Source organism: Pseudomonas sp. AN-1, assembly GCF_034057115.1.
In the GTDB taxonomy this organism is placed as follows: Bacteria; Pseudomonadota; Gammaproteobacteria; order Pseudomonadales; family Pseudomonadaceae; genus Geopseudomonas.
Genome location: NZ_CP139195.1, coordinates 4,007,454 through 4,028,169, shown reverse-complemented (window position 1 = coordinate 4,028,169; position 20,716 = coordinate 4,007,454). Strand labels below are relative to the sequence as shown.

Annotated in this window: 17 protein-coding genes; 6 read left to right on the top strand and 11 right to left on the bottom strand. The window is 71.5% G+C overall.

What is annotated here, in order from left to right; translation table 11 throughout:
* Window positions 1-154 precede the first annotated feature (154 nt).
* Both rlmF and SK095_RS18875 read left to right on the top strand, forming a co-directional pair.
* Complete coding sequence (gene rlmF, locus SK095_RS18880) at window positions 155-1,177, top strand: 23S rRNA (adenine(1618)-N(6))-methyltransferase RlmF (protein ID WP_320547145.1); 1,023 nt, start codon at window positions 155-157, stop codon at window positions 1,175-1,177.
* 4 nt (window positions 1,178-1,181) lie between these two features.
* Window positions 1,182-1,766 (top strand): YigZ family protein, encoded by a 585-nt coding sequence (locus SK095_RS18875; protein WP_320547144.1) that lies wholly within the window; start codon window positions 1,182-1,184, stop codon window positions 1,764-1,766.
* Between the two features lie 12 nt (window positions 1,767-1,778).
* Here SK095_RS18875 and SK095_RS18870 read toward each other — a convergent pair whose 3' ends face one another.
* Window positions 1,779-2,198 carry an Lrp/AsnC family transcriptional regulator gene (locus SK095_RS18870; protein WP_320547143.1) on the bottom strand — a complete coding sequence of 140 codons (420 nt, stop codon included), beginning with the start codon at window positions 2,196-2,198 and terminating at the stop codon, window positions 1,779-1,781.
* Window positions 2,199-2,332: 134 nt separating this feature from the next.
* Between SK095_RS18870 and yjeH the strand changes: the two genes are divergently transcribed.
* From yjeH to SK095_RS18855, 3 genes are all read left to right on the top strand, one after another.
* Window positions 2,333-3,586, top strand: coding sequence for an L-methionine/branched-chain amino acid transporter (gene yjeH / locus SK095_RS18865; protein WP_320547142.1), 1,254 nt, complete (start codon window positions 2,333-2,335; stop codon window positions 3,584-3,586).
* Window positions 3,587-3,738: 152 nt separating this feature from the next.
* Window positions 3,739-4,284, top strand: a complete 546-nt coding sequence (locus tag SK095_RS18860; protein WP_320547141.1) for a PQQ-dependent catabolism-associated CXXCW motif protein — start codon at window positions 3,739-3,741, stop codon at window positions 4,282-4,284.
* Between the two features lie 43 nt (window positions 4,285-4,327).
* Complete coding sequence (locus SK095_RS18855; RefSeq protein ID WP_136490686.1) at window positions 4,328-4,993, top strand: response regulator transcription factor; 666 nt, start codon at window positions 4,328-4,330, stop codon at window positions 4,991-4,993.
* Window positions 4,994-5,038: 45 nt separating this feature from the next.
* Here SK095_RS18855 and SK095_RS18850 read toward each other — a convergent pair whose 3' ends face one another.
* The 4 genes from SK095_RS18850 to SK095_RS18835 all read right to left on the bottom strand — a co-directional run bounded on the left by SK095_RS18850 (window position 5,039) and on the right by SK095_RS18835 (window position 10,931).
* The gene (locus SK095_RS18850) at window positions 5,039-5,692 is read right to left on the bottom strand and encodes a hypothetical protein (RefSeq protein ID WP_201485107.1); all 654 of its coding nucleotides are present in this window, start codon (window positions 5,690-5,692) and stop codon (window positions 5,039-5,041) included.
* Between the two features lie 102 nt (window positions 5,693-5,794).
* Window positions 5,795-8,434 (bottom strand): hybrid sensor histidine kinase/response regulator NahK/ErcS', encoded by a 2,640-nt coding sequence (nahK, locus tag SK095_RS18845; protein WP_136490688.1) that lies wholly within the window; start codon window positions 8,432-8,434, stop codon window positions 5,795-5,797.
* Window positions 8,364-9,527, bottom strand: coding sequence for a nitric oxide-sensing protein NosP (gene nosP, locus SK095_RS18840; protein WP_320547140.1), 1,164 nt, complete (start codon window positions 9,525-9,527; stop codon window positions 8,364-8,366). The genes nahK and nosP overlap by 71 nt, the downstream gene beginning before the upstream one ends.
* 231 nt (window positions 9,528-9,758) lie before the next feature.
* On the bottom strand, window positions 9,759-10,931 hold the full coding sequence (locus tag SK095_RS18835; RefSeq protein WP_136490689.1) for a porin: 1,173 nt from the start codon (window positions 10,929-10,931) through the stop codon (window positions 9,759-9,761).
* Window positions 10,932-11,255: 324 nt separating this feature from the next.
* Here SK095_RS18835 and SK095_RS18830 point away from each other — a divergent pair, with 324 nt between their 5' ends.
* On the top strand, window positions 11,256-12,203 hold the full coding sequence (locus SK095_RS18830; RefSeq protein WP_320547139.1) for an AEC family transporter: 948 nt from the start codon (window positions 11,256-11,258) through the stop codon (window positions 12,201-12,203).
* Here the strand turns inward: SK095_RS18830 and pqqF are convergent.
* The 6 genes from pqqF to SK095_RS18800 form a co-directional block, all read right to left on the bottom strand.
* Window positions 12,193-14,685, bottom strand: coding sequence for a pyrroloquinoline quinone biosynthesis protein PqqF (gene pqqF / locus SK095_RS18825; protein WP_320547138.1), 2,493 nt, complete (start codon window positions 14,683-14,685; stop codon window positions 12,193-12,195). The two genes, SK095_RS18830 and pqqF, sit on opposite strands and share 11 nt — an antisense overlap.
* Before the next feature lie 170 nt (window positions 14,686-14,855).
* On the bottom strand, window positions 14,856-15,551 hold the full coding sequence (locus tag SK095_RS18820) for an OmpA family protein (RefSeq protein WP_320547137.1): 696 nt from the start codon (window positions 15,549-15,551) through the stop codon (window positions 14,856-14,858).
* Window positions 15,552-15,646: 95 nt separating this feature from the next.
* A complete protein-coding gene (locus SK095_RS18815; RefSeq protein WP_320547136.1) occupies window positions 15,647-16,288 on the bottom strand; it encodes an MBL fold metallo-hydrolase in 642 nt (213 codons plus the stop codon).
* Window positions 16,289-16,457: 169 nt separating this feature from the next.
* Complete coding sequence (locus tag SK095_RS18810) at window positions 16,458-18,317, bottom strand: DUF4105 domain-containing protein (protein WP_320547135.1); 1,860 nt, start codon at window positions 18,315-18,317, stop codon at window positions 16,458-16,460.
* An 84-nt stretch (window positions 18,318-18,401) separates the two neighbouring features.
* Window positions 18,402-18,890 (bottom strand): DUF3015 domain-containing protein, encoded by a 489-nt coding sequence (locus SK095_RS18805; protein WP_320547134.1) that lies wholly within the window; start codon window positions 18,888-18,890, stop codon window positions 18,402-18,404.
* Between the two features lie 121 nt (window positions 18,891-19,011).
* Window positions 19,012-20,601, bottom strand: coding sequence for a DUF1302 domain-containing protein (locus SK095_RS18800; RefSeq protein WP_414153860.1), 1,590 nt, complete (start codon window positions 20,599-20,601; stop codon window positions 19,012-19,014).
* Window positions 20,602-20,716 lie beyond the last annotated feature (115 nt).

The window sequence follows — 20,716 nt, the reverse complement described above, 5'->3', positions numbered from 1 at the left end:
ACGCCTCCGGCGATCAGCCCACTGTAGGGGCGAATTCATTCGCCAGCATGCCACGCTAGGGCGAATGAATTCGCCCCTACAGGCCGGAAACCGCCCCATCCACTGCACCGCTGTGGGAAAATGCCGGGCTTTCCGCCCGATGCACCGCCCCGCCATGACCCAGCCGCCGAAACGCCCCGCCCGCCCCCGGCCCAGCGCCAGCAAGCCCGCCGCCCAGCCGCGCCCGCCGGTCGCCAAGGGCGAGCTGCACCCGCGCAACCGCCACCAGGGCCGCTACGACTTCCCGGCGCTGATCCAGGGCTGCCCGGAGCTGGCGCAGTTCGTCATCCGCAACCCCTACGGCAAGGACAGCATCGACTTCGCCGACCCGGCCGCGGTGCGGGTGTTCAACCGCGCCCTGCTGCGCCAGTTCTACGGCATCGCCCACTGGGACATCCCGCCCGGCTACCTGTGCCCGCCGGTGCCGGGGCGCGCCGACTACGTGCACGCGCTGGCCGACCTGCTGGCCGAGGACTGCGGCGGCGCCATCCCGCGCGGCGCGCGGGTGCGCGCTCTGGACGTCGGCAGCGGCGCCAACTGCATCTACCCGCTGATCGGCCACCACGAATACGGCTGGCACTTCCTCGGCTCGGACATCGACGCCACCGCGCTGGCCTCGGCGCGCACCATCGTCCGCGCCAACGGCCTCGACAAGGCCATCGAGCTGCGCCAGCAGGCGGATGCCCAGTGCATCTTCCACGGTCTGCTGCAGGCCGGCGAGCGCTTCGCCCTTAGCCTGTGCAACCCGCCGTTCCACGCCTCGGCCGCCGAGGCCAGCGCCGGCAGCCGGCGCAAGTGGAAGAACCTCGGCAAGCTCGACCCCAGCCGCAAGCTGCCGGCACTCAACTTCGGCGGCCAGTCCAACGAGCTGTGGTGCGCGGGCGGCGAGATCGCCTTCATCCGCCGGATGATCAGGGAAAGCCGCGAGGTGGCCGGCCAGGTGCTGTGGTTCACCTGCCTGGTGTCCAAGGGCGGCAACCTGCCGCTGGTCGAGCAGGCGCTCAGGCAGTGCGGCGCGGTGGCAACCCGCACGGTGGCGATGAGCCAGGGGCAGAAGCAGAGCCGCTTCGTCGCCTGGAGCTTCCACGACGCCGCCGCGCGCGCCGCCTGGCTCGCTGGCGGCACCCAGGCGGACTGACGCCATGGCCTTCACCCTGAGCGCGCCCTGCGAGTACCGCGAGGAAATCCGCAAGAGCCGCTTCATCGCCCTCGCCGCCCCGGCGGACAGCCCGCAGGCGGCGCAGGCGTTCATCGCCGCGCACAGCGACCGCGCCGCCTCGCACAACTGCTGGGCGTGGAAGTGCGGCGCGCAGTACCGCTTCAGCGACGACGGCGAACCGGGCGGCACCGCCGGCCGGCCGATCCTCGCCGCCATCGAGGGCCAGGACTGCGACCAGGTGGCGGTGCTGGTGATCCGCTGGTACGGCGGCATCCAGCTCGGCACCGGCGGCCTGGCGCGCGCCTACGGCGGCAGCGCGGCGAAATGCCTGCAGGGCGGCGAACGGGTGGCGCTGGTCGCACGGCTGCACGCGCGCTGCCACGTGCCGTTCGCCGAACTGGCGCGCATCCGCGCGCGGCTGGCCGAGTGGCAGGTGAGCATCGAGGGCGAGGCGTTCGACGCCACTGGCGCCCTGCTGCAGCTGGCGCTGCCGGCCGGACAGCTGGACGCGGTAAGCCGGCAGCTCGCCGACCTCAGCCGCGGGCAGATCGTCCTCGCCGCGGACTGATTGCGCGCGGCGCTACATCGCCCACTCCTGCACCACCACGTGGGTCTTGATCCGCTGGATGCCGGGGAAGCGCTCGATCTCGGCGCGCACTTCGCTGAGCCGGGCCATGCTCGGCGCCTCGACCAGCACGATCATGTCGGTCTCACCGCTGATCCCGCAGCACTGGCGCACCTCGGCGAAGCCGCGCAGGCGCTCGACGTACTCCTGGCAGCGGCTGTCCTTGTAGAACAGTTCGAGATAGGCCTTGACCCCGGTGCCGGCCGGATCGCTCACCTGGGCGTGATAGCCGCGGATCACCCCGCTCTGCTCCAGCTGGCGCACCCGCTCGCCCACCGCCGAGCGCGACAGGTTGACCATACGGGCAATCTGGCTGATGGGGGTGCGCGCATCCTCGCGCAGCAGGGCGATGATCTGGCGATCGAACTTGTCCATGCGGGTATCTCGACAACAGGCAGTTTGACGGGCAAAGGCGGCGATGTGCCGGTCAAACACGGCGGTTCGCCGGCGGCGCCGGAGCGGGCGGACGCCTATGATGGCGCCTCTACCAAGGCGTGCGAGCATACCCCATGAGTCGTCTGAACAAGGAACTGGGCCTGCTGCAGGGCATCGCCCTGCTCAGCACCTCGCTGCTCGGCACCGGCATCTTCGCCGTGCCGGCGCTGGCCGCCACCGCGGCCGGGCCGGCCTCGCTGTGGGCCTGGCTGCTGCTCATCGTGCTGGTGCTGCCGGTGGCCTTCACCTTCGCCCAGCTGGGCCGGCGCTTCCCCCACGCCGGCGGCGCGCCGCACCTGATCGGCCGCGCCTTCGGCGCCCGCCTGGAGCGGCTGGTGGCCTTCATGTTCCTCGCCGTGCTGCCGGTCGGCCTGCCGGCGGCGCTGCAGATCGCCACCGGCTTCTGGCAGGCGCTGTTCGACCTCGACCGCGGCGCGATCCTCGCCATCCAGCTGGCCACCCTCGCCGCCATGCTGGCCCTCGGCCAGCGCCCGGCGCGCGCCTCCGGCATCGTGCAGGGGCTGATCGCCCTGGCCATCCTCGCCACCGTGGCGCTGATCTGGTGGGCCGGCGAGCTGCCGCGCGCCGACCATCCGCTGCTGCCGCCGCTCGGCGAGCATTGGTCGCGCATTCCGGCGGCGCTGGCGGTGATGTTCTGGTGCTTCGTCGGCATCGAGGCCTTCACCCACCTGGGCGAGGAGTTCCGCAACCCGCGCCGCGACTTCCCGCTGGCGCTGCTGCTCGGCGTGCTGCTCGCCGGCCTGGTGTACTGGGCCTGCTCGGCGGCGGTGCTGAGCTTCGACGCCTACGGCGACGCGCAACGCAACGCCACCTCGCTGCCCTGGCTGCTGGAGCGGCTGCTCGGCCCGCAGGCCAAGCTGCTGGTCGCAGTGGTCGGCTACCTGGCCTGCTTCGCCTCGATGAACGTCTACGTGCAGGGCTTCGCCCGGCTGATCTGGAGCCTGGCCGACGAGGGCAAGCTGCCCGCCGCCCTGGCGCGGCGCAACCGCCACGGCATGCCCGGCACCGCGCTGCTGCTGGTGGTGCTGGCCTGCGCGCTGTGCGCGGTCGGCGCCGCCCTGCTGCAGCTGTCCACCGACGAGCTGATCCGCTATGCCAACGGCAACTTCGTGCTGGTCTACCTGCTCAGCATGGCCGCCGGCGTGGTGCTGCTGCGCGGCGTCTGGCGGATCGTCGCCGCGCTCGCCGGCCTGCTCTGCGCGGCGGTGCTGGCCATGCTCGGCACGGATGCGCTGTACGCGCTCGGCCTGCTCGCCGGGCTGGCGCTGCTCGACGCCGGGCGCCGACAGGCCACGCCGTCGACCTGAATCCACGGCGGCAAGGCCGTCACCGGGCGCTTCCTGGGAGCGGGCCTGCCCTGATTACTACTTTGGTAGCGCCCCTTGCCCCCTATCGCAGGATTCCCAAAGCACTGCGCCTGACCGATAAATAGTCGCAAACAACAAGGGATAACCCTGCCATGTCGCGACTGCTCGCCGCCATGCTCTGTCTGCCGCTGCTTCTGGGCCTGCTGCCCGCCCAGGCCGGCGAGGAAGCGCTGTTCTCCACCGATGGCTACCGCCTGGACCGCTACCGCAGCCCCACGCCGGCCAGCGTGAAAGGTGCGCAGACCATCGATACCGCCACCCTGCAGCAGCTGCTCGCCAGCGACCAGCCGCCGGTGCTGATCGACGTGTTCCGCCGTCCCTGGCTGCATGGCCGCTTCGCCAGCGACGAACCCCACCACAACATCCCCGGCAGCCTGTGGCTGGCCAACGTCGGCGAGGGCCGGCCCGAGGCGCAGTGGCTGGACTACTTCGCCCACTACCTGGAGCGGGCCAGCGGCGGCGACCGCGCCCGGCCACTGGTGCTCTACTGCAAGTCCGACTGCTGGCTGTCGTGGAACGCCAGCAGGCGTGCCGCCGCGCTGGGCTACACCCGGCTGTACTGGTACCGTGACGGCATCGACGCCTGGCAACAGGCCGGACTGCCGGTGCAGGCCGCCACCCCCGAGCCGCTGCCCTGAGCCGGCACCCCATTCGACAACGACAAGAATCCAGGTGAAGGCCATGTACAAGATCCTCATCGCCGATGACCACCCGCTGTTCCGCGAGGCGATCCACAACGTCATCGCCGACGGCTTCCCGGACAGCGAGGTGATGGAAACCTCCGACCTCGACAGCGCCCTGAGCCTGACCCAGGAACACGACGACCTCGACCTGATCCTGCTCGACCTCAACATGCCCGGCATGCACGGCCTCAACGGCCTGATCACCCTGCGCAACGAGGCGCCGACCATCCCGGTGGTGATCGTCTCCGCCGAGGAGGACAAGCAGATCGTCCTGCAGGCGATCACCTACGGCGCGGTCGGCTTCATCACCAAGTCCTCGCCGCGCGCGCAGATGACCGAGGCCATCGAGCAGATCCTCAACGGCAACGTCTACCTGCCCTCGGACATCATCCGCTCTAGCAAGCAGAGTCCGCGGCGCACCAGCCACGAGGAGCCGGGCATCCCGCCGGAGCTGTTGCAGGCGCTGACCCGCAAGCAGCTGCTGGTGCTCGAACGCATGACCAAGGGCGAGTCCAACAAGCAGATCGCCTACAACCTCGACATCGCCGAGACCACGGTCAAGGCCCACGTCTCCGCCATCCTGCGCAAGCTCGGCGTGCACAACCGCGTGCAGGCCATCCTCAGCGCCGGCGACATCGACTTCAGCGCCTACCTGCGCCGCTGAGACCTCCCCGCCTTCCTCCCTGCCACACGGACGTGGCGCCCTTCCTCAATCCGCCGCGAAGCAGTACAGCAGTCCCGCCCCGCCCGACGACGCCAGCGCCTCGTTGCTGCAGCCGCCCCGCGAGGGGTGCGAGGAGTTCCACGAGCGCGCTGGCGCACTGTCGTCCAGGCCCTTGCGATCGTGGTGGCCGACCATGGCCGCGCCGGTGGTGCTGCTGGTCCAGTTGCCGCAGGTGCGGTCCTCCGCGCCGGCGAAGGCGGTGCCGTCGGCCTGCGAACCGGTGAGGATGTCGTGCATGTTCGGTGCATCGCCACGGCCCTTGACCGGCATGCCGCGCTCGTCCAGGCCGGTTTCCTTGTTCAGGTGGTTGTCGCCGTGCAACTGGGCGACGTCCTGGGCGATCAACTCGCCCTTGGCGTTGTGCCAGGGGCCCGTGCCGATGCGGTCGCGGGCGTTCACCGCCGGCTGGCCGTCACGGGCGCTGGCGCTGAGGTAGGCGCGCCAGGTGTGGCCGCCGGCACCGACGGCCTCGGCGAGCTTCTGGCAGTGCGCATCGGCGCCAGCCAGGCCGCCGAGATCGGCGCCCTTGCCCATGCCGGTGCTGGTGATGAAGAAGGTCATCTCGGCCTGGGCGAAGGCGCTGCAGCCGAGGGTCAGGGCGGCCAGCGCCAGGCCGCGCTTGAGGGAGGTCGGGAGCATGGGGCTGCGTCTCCTGTGGACGGTGGAGGAACGACCACCTCAGCCTAGTCGAGGTCCTGCACTGCAGGCGTCTTCCCGTCGCGCTCCGCGTCGACGGCGTCCCTACCCCCTCCCCCGCTCCAGCAGATGGCTCATCGCCGTCTTCAGCTTCATCGGCCGCACCGGCTTGTGCATCAGCACCTGGCCGAGGTCGCGCATCTGCTGCTTGAGGTCGTTGCTGTAGTTGGCGGTGATCATCAGCACCGGCAGCGGAACGCTGCGCCGGGCGTTGAGTTCCTGGACCAGCTCGGCGCCGGTGTGGCCGTTGTCGAGGTGGTAGTCGACGATCAGGATGTCGGCCACGCCCTGCACGGTGTCGACCTGGCGGGCGAGGTCGTCGCCGGACAGCGCGGTGACCACGTTGCAGCCCCAGCCCTCCAGCAGGGTGCGCATGCCGGCGCAGATCGCCGCGTCGTTGTCGACCACCCAGACCCGCGCGCCCTGCAGGTGCTCGCCGGGCGGCGGCAGCAGTTCGCTCTGCTCGCGCGGGCGCGCCACGCTGCGCGCGTAGGGCACCTCGACGGCGAAGCAGGAACCGATGCCCTCGCGCGAGGACACGCGGATGCGGTGGCCGAGCATGCGCACGATCTTCTCGACGATGGCCAGGCCCAGGCCCAGGCCGCGATCCTGGGTGGCGCGCACCGGGGCGCCGCGCTTGAACTCCTGGAATATCTCGCCGAGCTTGTCTGGGGCGATGCCGGCGCCGGTGTCCCACACCTCGATGGACAGCCCGCCGGGACGGCGCCGGCAGCCGAGCAGCACGCGGCCGCTGGCGGTGTAGCGGATGGCGTTGCTGAGGAAGTTGCGCAGCACCCGCGCCAGCAGCTGGGTGTCGCTCTTGACCAGCGCCGAGCTGGGCACGAAGTCGAGGGTCAGCCCCTCGCTGGCGGCGATCTGCCGGTATTCGGCGGCCAGGTTGTCGAGCAGGTCGGCGACGGCGAAGGCACCGACGTCGGGCTTGATCACCCCGGCGTCGAGCTTGGACACGTCGACCAGGGTGCCGAGCAGGCTCTCCACGTCCTCCAGCGAGTTGCTGACGTTGCGGATCAGCCCGGCGCTGGGCGCCGGCACCGGCTGTTCGAGCAGGGCGCTGGTGAACAGCCGTGCGGCGTTGAGCGGCTGCAGCAGGTCGTGGCTGACCGCGGCGAGGAACTTGGTCTTCGACAGGTTGGCCTGCTCGGCCTCGCGCTTGGCCTCGCGCAGGCGCGCCTCGGCGCGGGCGCGCTCGTCGATCTCCTCGCGCAGCTGGCTGTTCACTGCGGTCAGCTCGGCGGTGCGCTCGCGCACGCGCCGCTCGAGGTTCTGGTAGGCCTGGTGCAGCGCCTCGGCGGTGCGCCGACGCTCGGTGATGTCGCGGATCAGCACGAAGATGCCGAGCACCTCGCCGCCCGGCTGGCGGTTGGGCACGTAGGAACGCAGCATGTAGCGCTCCTGGCCGGACTGGTTACGCTCGGCCACCTCGAAGGTGACGCTCTCGCCGGCGAAGGCGCGCTCGATGTACGGCTCGAGCAGGCGGCAGTGCTCGTCGCTGTGCACCGCCTGGATGGCCTGGCCGAGCATGGCGCCGCGCGGCCAGCCGTACCATTCGTCGTAGACGCGATTGGTGAACTCGTAGGTGAGCTCGCCGCTGATGTAGGCGATCAGCGCCGGCACCTGGTCGGTGATCAGGCGCACCCAGCGCTCGCTCTCGCGCAGGGTCTCGGCGTAGCGGTAGCGCTCGGTGATGTCGGTGTAGGTGTTGACGAAGCCGCCGGTGGGCATCGGGTGGGTGCGCACCTCCAGCACGCGGCCGTCGCCGAGGCGCTGCTCGCGCTCGCGCAGCGGGCGGCCGCGCTCGTCGCGGCTGTCGGGGGTGAGCAGGCTCAGCTCGCTGTCGGCCATCACCTCGGCGAACGGCCGGTGCGCCTCGATCGGCGCCAGGCCGGAGAGCTCGAGGAAGCGGCCGTTCCACAGCTCCAGCTCGCCCTCGGCATTGATCACCGCGACGCCCTGGGACAGGTTGTCCATGGTGCGCTGCAGCAGGCGCGACTTCTGCGCCACCGCCTGCTCGCGGCGCGCGGTCTCGTGGATCTTCACCTCGGTGATGTCGGTGTAGAGGATCACCAGGCCGCCCTCGCGGGTCGGCCGCTCGCTGACCTGCACCCAGCGGCCGTCGTGCAGGCGGTAGAGGGTGCGTTCCTGGTCGGCGCCACTGTGCTCCTCGACCACCAGCCCGGAGCTGATCGCCAGGCGGCGCACCTCGGTCAGGCGCATGCCGCGGCGGATGCGCTTCTGCAGGTCGCCCCACAGCGCCTGGAAGCGGCGGTTGAACAGCAGGATACGCTGCTCGCGGTCGAACAGCACGAAGGCGTCGGAGATGCTCTCGATGGCGTCGATCAGGTGCTGGTGGGCGGTCTCGGCACGGCCGCGCGCCTCGCTGAGCAGCGCGTTGCTGGTCTGCAGCTCGGTCATCGCCCGGTTCAGCGCCTCGGTGCGCTCGCGCACCTGCTCGGCGAGCACCACCGAGTGCTGGAAGGCGGCATAGGCGTCGGCGCCCTGCGGGCCGGAGGACTCGACGCGCTCGATCAGCGCGGCGTTGATCCGCTCCAGCTTGCGGTTGCGTGCCTCGAGCTCGGCCAGCCGCTCGCGCAGCTCAGCGACACAGGCCCCGTCCGGGGCGGCCGATGGCGACTCCGGTGAAGGTCTGGTTGATGTGCATGCCATTGAACTGCTCCCCGTAGGTGTTGAAGCCGATCACCCGCTGGTTCACCAGCAGGGCGGCGGTGTCGGCGGCCAGCCCGCGCGCCTCGACCTCCAGGCGGCGCAGGAAGCAGTCGCAGCCGATGGTCAGCAGCAGCGGGCCGAGGCGCTGCTCGAGGCCGTCGAACAGCGCCTGCAGGTTGGGCAGCAGCGGCCCCGGCTGCATGGCGGTGAGGACGATGCCGTTCTCCACCGCGCAGTAGAAGGTCAGGCTGAGATCGGCGTTGACCCGCTGGATCGAACGCACGTAGTACTGCTCGCCGAGGCGCACCGCCAGCGGGTGCAGGGCGAAGGTCTCGAGGTCGAGCTGGCGCGGATCGACGCCGAGCAGGCGCGCGTACTCCAGCGCGGCCGGCTCGGCGTTGAGCTCGAACACGGTGCGGCTGGCCGGGTCGGCGGCGGTGACCACCAGCTTCTCCTCACGCGGCTGGATGTGGTGGGTGGTGAACACCTCGAAGTCCAGCGCGGTGTGCACCAGCACCACCACCGCGGCGCCGGTGTGGAAGCGCCCGTCGTGGTAGACGTGGGTGCGGGTCAGGTGGTTGTCGTCGCCGGCCGAGCCGCCGAAGTGGGGAATGCGTCCGAAGGCGGCGTTCAGCGCCGAGAGCACCAGCTCCTCGCGGCTGGACAGGCCGTCGAGCAGGGTCAGTGCGAAGCTGTGCCCGGCCACCGGCTCCAGGCGGCTGCCGCGGCACTCCTCGACCAGTTGGGCGACCACCTGCTGGGCGTCGAGCAGGCTGAAGCTGTCCAGCGCGTCGATGCGCGCGGCGGCGATGGAGAAGCTGCGGTGGTCGAAGCCGACCGCGCTGACGCAGCCGCGGCCGTAGCCCTGGGGGGTGATCTCGCCGGCGGTGGTGCAGCCGACCAGGCGCACGCCGCCGAAGTACTGCTCCAGCGCCGCGGCCAGCGCCGGCAGGTCGTATTCGGCGCTGCAGAAGAACAGCACGCAGCCCAGGTGCGGATGCATCAGCTGGCGGGCCAGGTCCTGGGCCACGCTTTCCGCATCGCTGGATTCGGACAGGGCCGTGCGGACGACGTCGTTCAGATCTTCTTCCACGTCGCCTCCGGAACGGTAGAACAGACAGACGGGGTCATTCTAGAAAGGCGCGCGCGGGCGGCTAATGCTACTTGGGTACTGGCCGCGCCCCCTCTTTGGTCGGGTCCGCCGCCGTGCGTGACAGGGCTGCCCACAAGCACGAAGAGGAAAGCCTCGCGGCTTTCCTCTTCGGCAGTCGATATGGAGTCCGGGGTGGCGCGGGCGGAGTCTCGCTCCCGCCCGCGCACGGGCTCAGAAGGCCAGTACCGCGCCCACCGCGAAGGTGCGGGTATCCTCGTCGAGGACCGGGTTGCTCTTGCCGTCGATCTCGAACTGGTTGACCTCGGCGACCAGCTTGAGGTTGTCGTTGATGTCGCGGAAGAAGGCGACGCCGCGGGTCTCGTAGTCGGCCGCGGTGCCCAGGCCGTTGCCGTCGTCCTTGGTCTTGCCGTAGGACAGCGCCACGCGGTTCTTGCCGAAGCGGTAGGAACCCTGCAGCAGGTAGCCGTCGCTGTCGACTTCGCGCAGGGTCGGCTCGGTCAGGTTGTTGGTGAAGAACGGGTTGATGCCCTCGGCCTGGAAGCCCGAGGCGCTCAGGGTCAGGCCGCCCATCTTGGCCTGCACGCCGTAGCCGACGCCGGTGGAGTCGACATCCGCGACGGTGTTGTCGGTGTTTTCCGAGGTCTGCTGCATGCCGTTGATCCAGGAGTAGATCTGCGCGCCACCGACCTCGAACTGGTAGGTGATCTCGGTCTCGAAGCGCGGCGCTTCCTGGTAGGCCTTGCCGGTCGGGCTGCTGTCGTTGGTGTCGACCGGGTCCATGATGCCGGCGGCGATGCGCAGGCCGCTCATCAGCGGCGAACGGTAGGTGATCTGCGAGGTCGGGAACGGATACGGGTAGCCGCTGCCGATGTTGCCGAAGGACACGCCGCCGCCGTCGACCAGGCCCAGGGTGTCGCTGACCTGGCCGTAGCCGGCGAGCAGCTCGTCGAGCAGGATGTTGGAGCGGGCGAACAGGCCGAAGTCCTTGCCGAACAGCACCTCGCCCCACTCCGGGCTGGAGGCGGTGGCGTAGAACTGACGCACGTCGATGGCGGTGCCGGTGCCGTTCTGTTCGCTGTCGTTGATGGTCACCCAGAACGAGGAGCGGCCGCCGAGCTTGAGGCCGTCGACCTGCTTGCCGAAGTTGAAGCCGATGTAGTTCGGCAGGAAGCCCATCTTCACGCGCGACTGCTTGCGGTCGAGGTTCAGGCTGTCGTCACGGTCCACGTCGCTGTTGACGTAGAAGGCGTTGAAGTAGCCGTCGGTGGAGAAGGTGGTGTCGTTCTTGTCGTACAGCACGATCTCGGCCGAGGCCGGCAGGCTGATTGCCAGGGCGGTGGCAGCCGCCAGGAGGGAGTAGCAGGCTTTGTTCTTGTTCATCATTGTCTCCGCTTGCGTCAGGACGACTGCCTGATCCAACAGTCGAGCGGATTATCCGGAGCGACCCGCGACGCCCCGTATTCTGCGCAGGCAGCGAAGACCTCATGCTTTGGCAGGCCGCTACGGCGCGCGCCGAAAGCCGCTCATCCCTGTCGGGCGAAGGTCGTGCTACTCCCGCACGCCACATGATGCTTTCGGAGTAAGCGGGCGCTCTCTAGAAACATTTCGTGCGCTGATCGCCCGTCGGGCTTCCCTGCGCCGCGGCGCCCTGCGGATAATGTCCCGGCCGCTCTGCCGCGGCCCTTCCAGCCGCCAGAGACGCCCGCTGTGTTCGACATCCTCACCATCACCGCCCCCATCTTCCTGCTCATCGGCCTCGGCTACCTGTCCGTGCGCGGCGGCCTGCTGGGCAGCGAGCAGATCCGCGGCATCGGCAGCTTCGTCATCCACTTCGCCCTGCCCGCCCTGCTGATCCATTCGCTGGCCACCCGGCCGGTGGAGGAAATCCTCAACGCCGGCTACCTGCTGGCCTACGGCCTGGCCTCGCTGGCGGCCTTCGCCGCGGGCTTCGCGCTGGCGCGCTGGGGCCGCCGGGAGGGCCTGGCCGGCGCGGCGATGAGCGGCCTCGGCATGTCGGCCTCGAACAGCGGCTTCATCGGCTATCCGGTGGTGGTGATGGTGGTCGGCCCGCTGGCGGCGCTGCCGATGGCGCTGTGCATGCTGGTGGAGAGCCTGCTGATGGTGCCGCTGGCGCTGACCCTGGCCGAGGCCGGCCGGCCGAACGGCGGCGGGGCGCGCCGGGTGGCGCTGGAGATCGCCCGCCGCCTGGCGAGGAACCCGGTGCTGATCGGCATCCTCGTCGGCCTCGGCCTGTCGCTGCTGGAGCTGCGCCTGCCGCCGATGCTGCTGCGCCCCGTCGAGATGCTCGCCCAGGCCTCGGCGCCGGCGGCGCTGTTCGTCATCGGCGGCACGCTGTGCGGACTCAGGCCCGCCGGCATGCTGGCGGACGCCGGCCAGATGGCGCTGGGCAAACTGGTGCTGCACCCGCTGGCGGTCTACGTCGCCTTCGCCCTGGTGCCCGGCGTGGCGCCGGAACTGAAGATCGCCGCCCTGCTGTTCGCCAGCGCGCCGATGTTCACCGTCTACCCGCTGCTGGCCCAGCAGTACGGCCTGGGCGAGCGCTGCGCCGCGGCGCTGGTGCTCACCACGCTGCTGTCGTTCTTCAGCATGAGCCTGCTGCTCGGCGTGCTGCCGCAGCTGTTCGTCAGCGGCTGAGCAGCCAGCGCCACTCCGCCGCCGCCAGCTCGGCGGCGGCGCGCTGCAGGTCGGCCGGCGCGAGCCGCTGCAGCGCCGCGTCGACCGCCTGCACGTGCGCGGTGTCGCGCCCGCCCAGCCAGTCGCCGCAGGCCTGCAGCAGGCGCGCGCGGCGGCTACCGCCGTGCAGGGCGTCGAGGGCCGCGCCACGGGCCGGCTCCAGGCGCGCCGCGTCCAGCCCGGCCAGGGCGGCGGCGCTGCCGGCGAGGAAATCACGGATCGCCTGCTGCAGGCGCGCGCCATCGGCATGCGGCGATTGCACGCCGAACTGCAGCTCGGCGCCCTCCTCCCCGGCCAGGAAACGGCTGAACAGCGCGTAGCCCAGCCCCTGCTCGACGCGCAGCGCCTGGTAGAAGGCGCTCTGGCGCAGCACCGCCAGCAGCCGCCAGGCCGCCTCCCGCTCGGCGTCGCCGGGCGGCGCCAGCAGGCGCAGCAGCACGGCGTGCTCGCCCTCGTCCAGCGCCAGGCGCTGCAGGTGTTCGCCACCCAGCCAGCGCGGCGCGGCGACGGGCTGCGCCGCGGCCGGCGCGAAGTCCGCCGGCAGCGGCACTCCGCCGAACGCGCGGGCATGGCGCACGCCGGCGGCGAGGAAGGCGGCCAGCCGGCGGCGCAGTTCGCCATCGTCCCGCCCGTCGAGCGCCGGCGGCGCCAGCTCGTGCTCCGCCAGGCGCCCCTGTGCCGCCGGATGGGCCAGCAGGCGGCGCAGCAGCAGTTGCCGTTGCGCCTCGGCGCGGCGGCGCTGCAGGACGGCCCGCCACTGCGCCGGATCGCCCGCCGCCAGTTCCGCCAGCAGGCGCTCGAGCAGCGCCGGCAGGCCGCTGGCCGGCCCGCTCAGGCACAGCCGCAGCCAGCCCGGGCGCGGCAGCGCCTGCCAGTCGTGACCGAGCCGGGCGGCGCCGTGCAGCGCCTGCTCCCAGCAGGCGGTCAGCGCCGCCTCGGCCAGTTCGGCAGTCAGCCGGTGGTCGCCGCCGTCGCCCGGCCGCCAGGCCAGCAGCAGCGCGGCATGGCCGGGGCGCAGCAGCGCCGGGTCGGCATCGGCCGCTGCCGCCGCGGCGCCACGGGCGAGGAAGGGATTGGCCGGCGGCGCCTGCCAGCGCGGCGCCGCCACGGCCGGCAGGCCGCCCAGCCGGCGCACGCGGCGACGCACCGGAAACCAGGGCGTCGGCTCGCCGCCGTCCAGGCGCGCGCGGGCGACCTGCAGGATCAGCCGCTGCGGGTCCGCCGCCAGCCCGGCCAGCAGCCCGGCGGGCGTGCCCGGCGCGGACCACGGCTGCCAGTCGCCGCCTCCCTGGCGCGGCCAGCGCTCCAGCCACAGCGCGGCGCGCTCCATGGGCGCCAGCTCGAACTCCTGCCAGGCCTGCTCGCAGCACAGCGCCGCCCACTCGTGCGCGTCCGGCGCCAGCGCCGGCGCAGCGGCGAGGCGCTGCAGCCAGTCGCTGCACAGCGCGGCGATCTGCGCCTCGCGGCCCTCGCCGCCGTCCGCCAGCGCGAGGCGCAGGCCCAGCAGGCCCGTGCCGGCGCCGCCGTCCCGCCAGTCGATGCCCACCTGCTGCGCCCAGCCGCGCGCGCGCAGCTCGGCCAGCAGGCCGCCGGCCGCCGGCTGCCCGGCGGCCTCGCGCAGCAGGGCGAGCAGGCCATCCTGCCGCTGCGCGTCCAGCGCCAGCGGCAGCCACAGACTCAGCCGCCGCAGCGCCTGCGGCTGTTCCAGCAGCAGTTCGAGCGCCCCCTGCCCGGCCGGCCACAGCGGCGGCCAGGGCTCCTCCCGCGCCGGCTCCCCGTCCGGCAGCGCGGCGAGCAGCTCGCGGGCCAGGCGCTCCAGCTCGTCGAGCGGCTGCGGCCCGCCGAGCAGCAGGCGCAGTCCGCGACCGCGGTAGTGGCGGGCATGCCAGGTGCGCAGCGCGGCGAGGAAGCGGGGATCGTCGGTGTCCAGGCTGTCGCGGTTGCCGGCCTGGAAGCGCGCCAGCGGATGCGCGGGTTCCAGCAGCGCGGCCAGGGCGCCGTGCAGCTGGCTGTCGGGGTCGGCGCAGCGCGCCCGGTATTCGGCCTCCAGCACCTCGCGCTCGGCGCGCAGGCGCTCGGCGTCCAGCAGCGGCCTGGCCAGCAGGTCGGCCAGCCGGCCCAGCCCCGGCGCCAGCTGGTGCGCCGGCAGTTCCAGGTAGTAGAGGGTCTGCAGTCCCAGGGTGCGTGCGTTGTAGCGGCCGCCGTGGCCGTGCACGTAGTCGGCGAAGGCGCCGACCGCGGGGTGGCCAGCGCTGCCGAGGAACAGCGCATGTTCGAGGAAGTGCGCCAGCCCCGGCCAGTCCGGCGGCTCGTGGCAGCTGCCGGCCGCCACGCTGGCCGCCAGCGCCACGCGACGGGCCTGCGGCTCGTGGTAGAGGGCGACCGTCACGCCGTTGTCCAGCCGCAGGGTGCGCCGCGGCAGTCGGGGGTATTCGCAGTCCATGGGCCTTGGCCTGTCCGGCGGGGATGGCTTGCAGCATCGCCCCGCGCCAGCCGGCCGACAACCCTGCGCAAGTCGCAGGCCCTTGCGACCAAAGTAGCGGACACGAAAAAGGCGCTGCATCGCTGCAGCGCCTCTCCGCCCGCGCGCCGGCGCGGGGCCGGTGCGCAGACTTACTGCTGGTAGCCGCCCTGGGCGCCCGGCAGCGGGCGCAGGTTCACCTCGACGCGGCGGTTCTGCTGGCGACCGGACTCGCTGGCGTTGCTGGCCACCGGCTGGTCCGGGCCGGCGCCGCGGGTGGTCACCCGGCTCGGATCGACGCCCTGGGAGATCAGGTAGTTGGCCACGCTCTGCGCGCGGCGCTGCGACAGGCCCATGTTGTACTGGTAGCCGCCGGTGCTGTCGGTGTGGCCGACGATCTCGATGCTGTTCTGGTTGAACTGCTTGAACGAGCTGGCCAGGTTGTTCAGCGGGGAGTAGAAGCCGCTGGAGATGTCCGCCGAATCGGTGGCGAAGGTGATGTTGCCCGGCATGATCAGCTGGATGTTGTCGCCCTGGCGCTGCACTTCGACGCCAGTGCCCTGCATCTGCTGGCGCAGCTGGGCTTCCTGCTTGTCAGCATAGTAGCCGTAGCCCGCACCGCTGGCGCCACCGACGGCGGCGCCGATCAGCGCGCCCTTGCCACGGTCGTCGTGGCTGATCAGTGCACCGGCGGCGGCGCCGGCCAGGGCACCCAGGCCACCGTACTTGGCGGTCTTGCTCATGCCGGTGTCCGCGCCAGCCGGCTGCTGCTGGTAGGGGTTCTGCGCACAACCGCTCAGCACGGCCAGGGCGGCAGCGGACAGGATCAGACGACTCGACAGTTTCATGGATGGCTCTCCTTACGATGACTCGGGCCCGCCAGCGGCGGGCAGATGACCCTTAGAGGCCGGCGCCGGCGATAAATTCCCGACGACCGGCATCCTCAGGCGCGGATGAACGGATTCTCGCGCATTTCCTCACCCAGCGTAGTCTGCGGGCCATGGCCCGTGATCACGGTCGCCTCCTCGTCGAGGGTGTACAGGCGCTGGCGGATCGAGCGCTCGATGGTGGCGTAGTCGCCGCCCCACAGGTCGGTGCGGCCGATGCCGCGGCGGAACAGGGTGTCGCCGGCGATCAGCAGCTTGGCGTCCTCGAACCAGAAGCTCATCGAGCCCGGCGTGTGCCCCGGGGTGTGCAGCGCCACGCCGCAGCCGCAGGCCAGCTCCTCGTCGTCCTGCAGGTACTGGTCCGGCGCCGGCACCGGGGTGTAGGGCACGCCGAACATGCGGCACTGCAGCTCCAGGCTGTCCCACAGGAAACGGTCGTCCTCATGCAGGTGCAGGGTGGCGCCGGTGCGCTCCTTCATCTGCCCGGCAGCGAGGAAGTGATCGAGGTGGGCATGGGTGTGCACGATGCTGACCAGCTTGAGACCGTGCTTGTCCAGACGCGCCATGATCAGCTCGGGATCGCCGCCCGGATCGACGACGATGGCCTTCTTCGTCAGCGGATCGCCGATGATGGTGCAGTTGCACTGCAGGGGGCCGACGGGGAAGGTTTCGCGGATCAGGGCGGGCTGGACGGTCATGGGGCGGGAGCTCCGAAAGGGGGTCTGCGCGATCCGCCTATGGTAGCGCACAACGGCCCGGCCCCGTCGCGGGGCGGGCCGCCGCTGCCGGAGCCTCGCATGAGTGCCTTGCGGGCCCGGTCAGTCCGCTGTTGGCGCGGGCAATGGGCTGCATGCGCCTGCCTGGCCGTCAGTAGTAGTACCAGCGCAGCTGTACCTGGACCTCGCTCTGCGGCGCGGCGCGCTGGCCGAACTGGCGCTCGGCGGACAGGCGCAGGCCGAGGTTGTGGCCGAGCTCGATCTGCTGCTCGAGCGCCAGTCTGCGGCGCACCTCGCCGTTGTGGAAATAGTCGCCGCGCGCTTCGAGCAGCAGGTTGCCGGCGCGATTGCGCCACAGCAGGCCGCCGTCGAAGCCGGCGGCCGGGCTGAGCCAGGCGGCGAAGTCGCGATTGTGCTCGACGCGCGCCGTGGCCAGGGCGAAGGCCAGCAGCCCGTCGCCCAGTTGCCAGGTGAAGCCGCCGCCGCCACTGAGGTGGCCGACCAGGCGCTGGTCGTCGTCCACGCCGGGTACCCGCTCCAGGCCGCCGGCGATCTGCCAGGACCACGGCTGGAGCAACTGGGTGCGCGGGGTCAGGGAACGGATGCCGGCAAGGTCGAGCTGCTGCAGCTGCCAGTGGTTGCCCTCGTACTGGCGCAGCTTGAGCTGGGCGATCTCGATCTGCGCACCGAGCGGAAAGCCGTACAGGTTGTCGTTGAGGTCGTGGTAGGCCATGCGCAGGCCGTATTCGGCGTAGGCGCGCTCGTCGCGGCTGCCGACGGCGAACTGCAGGGTGCGCGAGTCGTGGCCGTCCTCGGGCAGGCCGGGCCGCGCGATGTCCAGGCGCGGCGGTGGATTGTGGTTGATCGCCTGCAGCAGGCGGTAGCTGCGCGCGGCGCTGTCCGGATCGCGTTCGGCTCCGGCCACCTGGTAGCGCACCAGGCGGTAGGCGCCGTCCTGGATCAGCGCGCGGCGCTCTTCCGGCAGGGCCTGGTAGTCGGCCGCCTGCAGTTGCCCGCTGTCCGCCGCCAGCTGCTGCACCCACAGCTGCTCGGCCGGCGCCAGCGGCGTGGCGCGGGCCAGCAGCTCGCGCTCGCGGGAGGGGCGGTAGTCGATGCGCTCGACCAGCTCGGCGCGCTTGACCGCGCGCACGGTGTCGGCGGGGATCGCGGTGAGCGGGAACTGGGCGGTCAGGCGCAGCCCCGGGCGGGCGATCTCCAGCAGCTCGAGCAGGCGGTAGGAGCAGTTCTCGTCGAAGAAGAAGTAGTCGAACTGGATCTGCCTGAGTTCCCAGACGTGCTCGAGCATGCGCCCGGTCTCCTCGGGCGTCAGGTTGAGGCGGTACTCCCACAGGTCGCGGTTTTCCAGGCGGCTGTATTCGCCGATCTTCTCGCGATAGGGCAGCAGGGCGAACAGTCCCGGGTAACCGCCCATCAGGCCCTTCCAGGCGTACAGGATGCTGTTGTCCATGCCCTCGATGGTGGCGCCGAAGTTCAGCGCGTAGCTGAGCAGCGCAGTGCCGTTGGCCTCGCTGCCGGGCGGGTCGATGCGCAACAGGGTATGGCCGAACATCGACGACGGGCTGTTCAGATAGGCGGCCGGAAACACCAGCACGCTGGAATGCGGGTCGATGTCGGCGTACCAGGCGCGATACTCCGGGCAATCCACCACCGGCAGGTCGGTGAGCGCCAGCCGCTCGCGCAGCCAGCGGGTGCGCGCCGGGTAGACGCATTGCGGATGGCGGTCGCCCAGCGCCGGATCGCGATACAGCGCCTCCAGCGTGGCGCCCAGTTCGGCGGCCGGCTCGGTGGCCCCCGAGGCGGCGAGAAAGAATTCGTCGTCGTCGACGTAGCTGCGCCAGCCGCCGAGCTTGCCGCTCTCGTAGTGGCCGAGGGCGAGCCAGTAGGGATCGCCGGCCAGGGCCGCGAGGCGGACGGAATCGATCTGCGGGGCGGCCTGCGCGGCGGCGGCGCAGGCGACGGACAGCAACAGCGGGAACAGGCGGCGCGGCATGGACAGTCAACGGCGGGAGAATGCGGAGGTGCCCGCCAGCGCGGGCACCCGGGGGAAAGGGGCAGCCAGAGGCCGCCCGCGGGCTCAAGCCTTCCCGGCGTACTGGGCCAGACGCTCGTCGCGCTTGAGCACGGCCAGGGTGGCGGCATGCACCTGCTCGGCGGTCACGTCGGCGGAGGTGAAGATTTCCGCGAAGTGCTCGTGGGTCACCGCGGCGAAGTGGGCACGGTCCTCGGGCTTGACCCCGAGCACCACGGCATAGGTGGTCAGGGCTTCGCCCTCGCCCTTGGCCATGTCCTCGGACAGCTCGGTCATGATGCCGCTCAGCACCAGCATCGACTTGCCGTCGTAGGTCAGGGTGCCCTTGGTGGAGCAGCCGTTGGTACCGGAGGTCATGCCGAAGGTGGCGTTGCCCGAGGTGCCGTTGGTGATCGAGGCGACCAGATGCGACGGCAGGCCCTTCTGGCCCTCGAACAGCATGTTACCCCAGCCGCAACCCGGACCGCCCGGAGCTTCGGCAAAGGCGTTGAGGGAGGCGACGGCGAACAGTGAGCCCAGCAGAATCCGTTTCATGATTTGTCTCTTCTTCACGTGAATGAGCGGGCCGGCATATCCGCGCCGGCCTTCCGTGAGCTTTTTGCAATAAGCCGGTCATGTCAAGGCGGATGCCCGGCACAACGTGCGGCATTTCGCTTCAGAAGCGCAGTCCCAGCTCGAGATCGAGCCGGTCGCGGTCGGCCAGTGTGCTGTAGCGGCCGCCGAAGTAGTTGGTCCAGCTCAGGCCGGCGCGCCAGCTGTCGCGGTAGTCGGCCTCGACGCCCAGGGTCAGCGCCTGGCGCCCCGCGACGAACACCGCCTCGGGCACCGGAGAATGGCCGTCGACGTCGTGGGCCCAGGACAGATGCGGCGCCAGGTCGATACCGGCGATGGCGCGCGGGTACTCCCAGCGCGCCTGCAGGCGGTAGCCCCAGGCGTCGCGCGTGGTGAAGCCGGCATCCTCGCAGTAGCGCGTGGTCGCGCCGGCCGGCAGCGCGCAGCCGGCGGCCTGCGGGCCGGGGCCGAACAGCGGGTCGCGGCCGAGGCGCCCGTCCAGGCTGCCGGTGTGGATCCCTGCCAGTTCGCCGAGCAGGGTCAGCCGGCTGGCGCCCAGCACGCCGTCGAAGGTGTGCTCCAGGCTGCTCTGCAGCTGGCTGACCGCCGCGCGGCGCCAGGCAGGCTGTGTGCCGCCGGCAGCCAGGCCGTCGCCGATGGACGGCTGCAGTGGGGCGTCGGGGCGGTGACTGAATTCGCCGCGCCAGACGCTGCCGGCGGCCAGGGTGGTGGCGAAGCTGAGGCCGTACAGGCGGATGTCCTCCGGCCAGGCGAGGAAGTAGCCGTCCCCCGTCAGCCCGGCCAGCGGCAGGCGGCTGTGGTACTCGAGCAGGTAGGCGGCGAACTCGGTGGCCAGCGGTGCGTGGTGGTAGCGCAGGGCCAGGCCGTACTGGCCGCCGGCGCCGGGTTCGCGGTCGGCGCCGCGCGGCAGCGGCGCGCCCAGCGGGCGGGCCAGGGCGGTGCAGCCGTCGGCCAGGTAGTCGGCCCGGGCGAGAAAGCTGGCGCAGTCGTCCGGGGTGCTCGGCCGCCATTCCAGCGGGTAGAAGGCCTCGACGCTCAGCGCCTCGCCCAGCGCCTGCACGCCGTGCAGCAGGTTGACCGGCAGGCGGCCCTCGGCGAGCGGCGCGTCCGCACGGCGCCAGATCGCCGCGTCGAAGGGGTTGATGACGTCGATGCCGCCGGGGATCAGCACGCCCTCGCCCCAGCGCAGCACCTGGCGGCCGAGACGCAGGCGGCCGGGCTGGCCGGCAATCGCGTGGCGGTGCCAGACAAAGGCCTCCAGCCATTCGGCGCCGGCGGCCTGCGCACCGCGCGCGCCCCCGGCAGCGTCGGCCTCGGCGAACGGCCGCGCCTCGTCCATCAGCTCGAAGTCGTACCAGTAGCGCGCGCTGACGAACGCCCCGGCATTGCCGGACTTCAGCTCCAGGCCGTGCCAGCCGGCGAGGCGCTTGCTGAAGGTCTCGCCGCGCTTGAAGTTGAGCCGGCCATCGTCGCCGCTGGCCGCCGGCGCGCGGCCGCCGTTGGCGGCGCCGATCAGCTCGCGCTCGGCATCCGCGCTGGCCCAGCGCGTGCTCAGCGTCAGTTCGGAGTCGAGCTGTCCCTCCAGCCCCCCGAAATTGAAGGGCAGCGCCTGCGCCGGCCCGGCCAGCGCGGCGGCCAGCGCGGCGGCCAGCCGCTTCCCGTTCGTCGACAACCACGCCACACCCTCTCTCCTCTGCCATTGCGCTGCGCGGGCATTATCCGACAAGCGCGGCCTGCACCGGTTGCTCGCGCCCGTCGGAAGGTTTGCAGTTCGCCGCGCAGGGTGT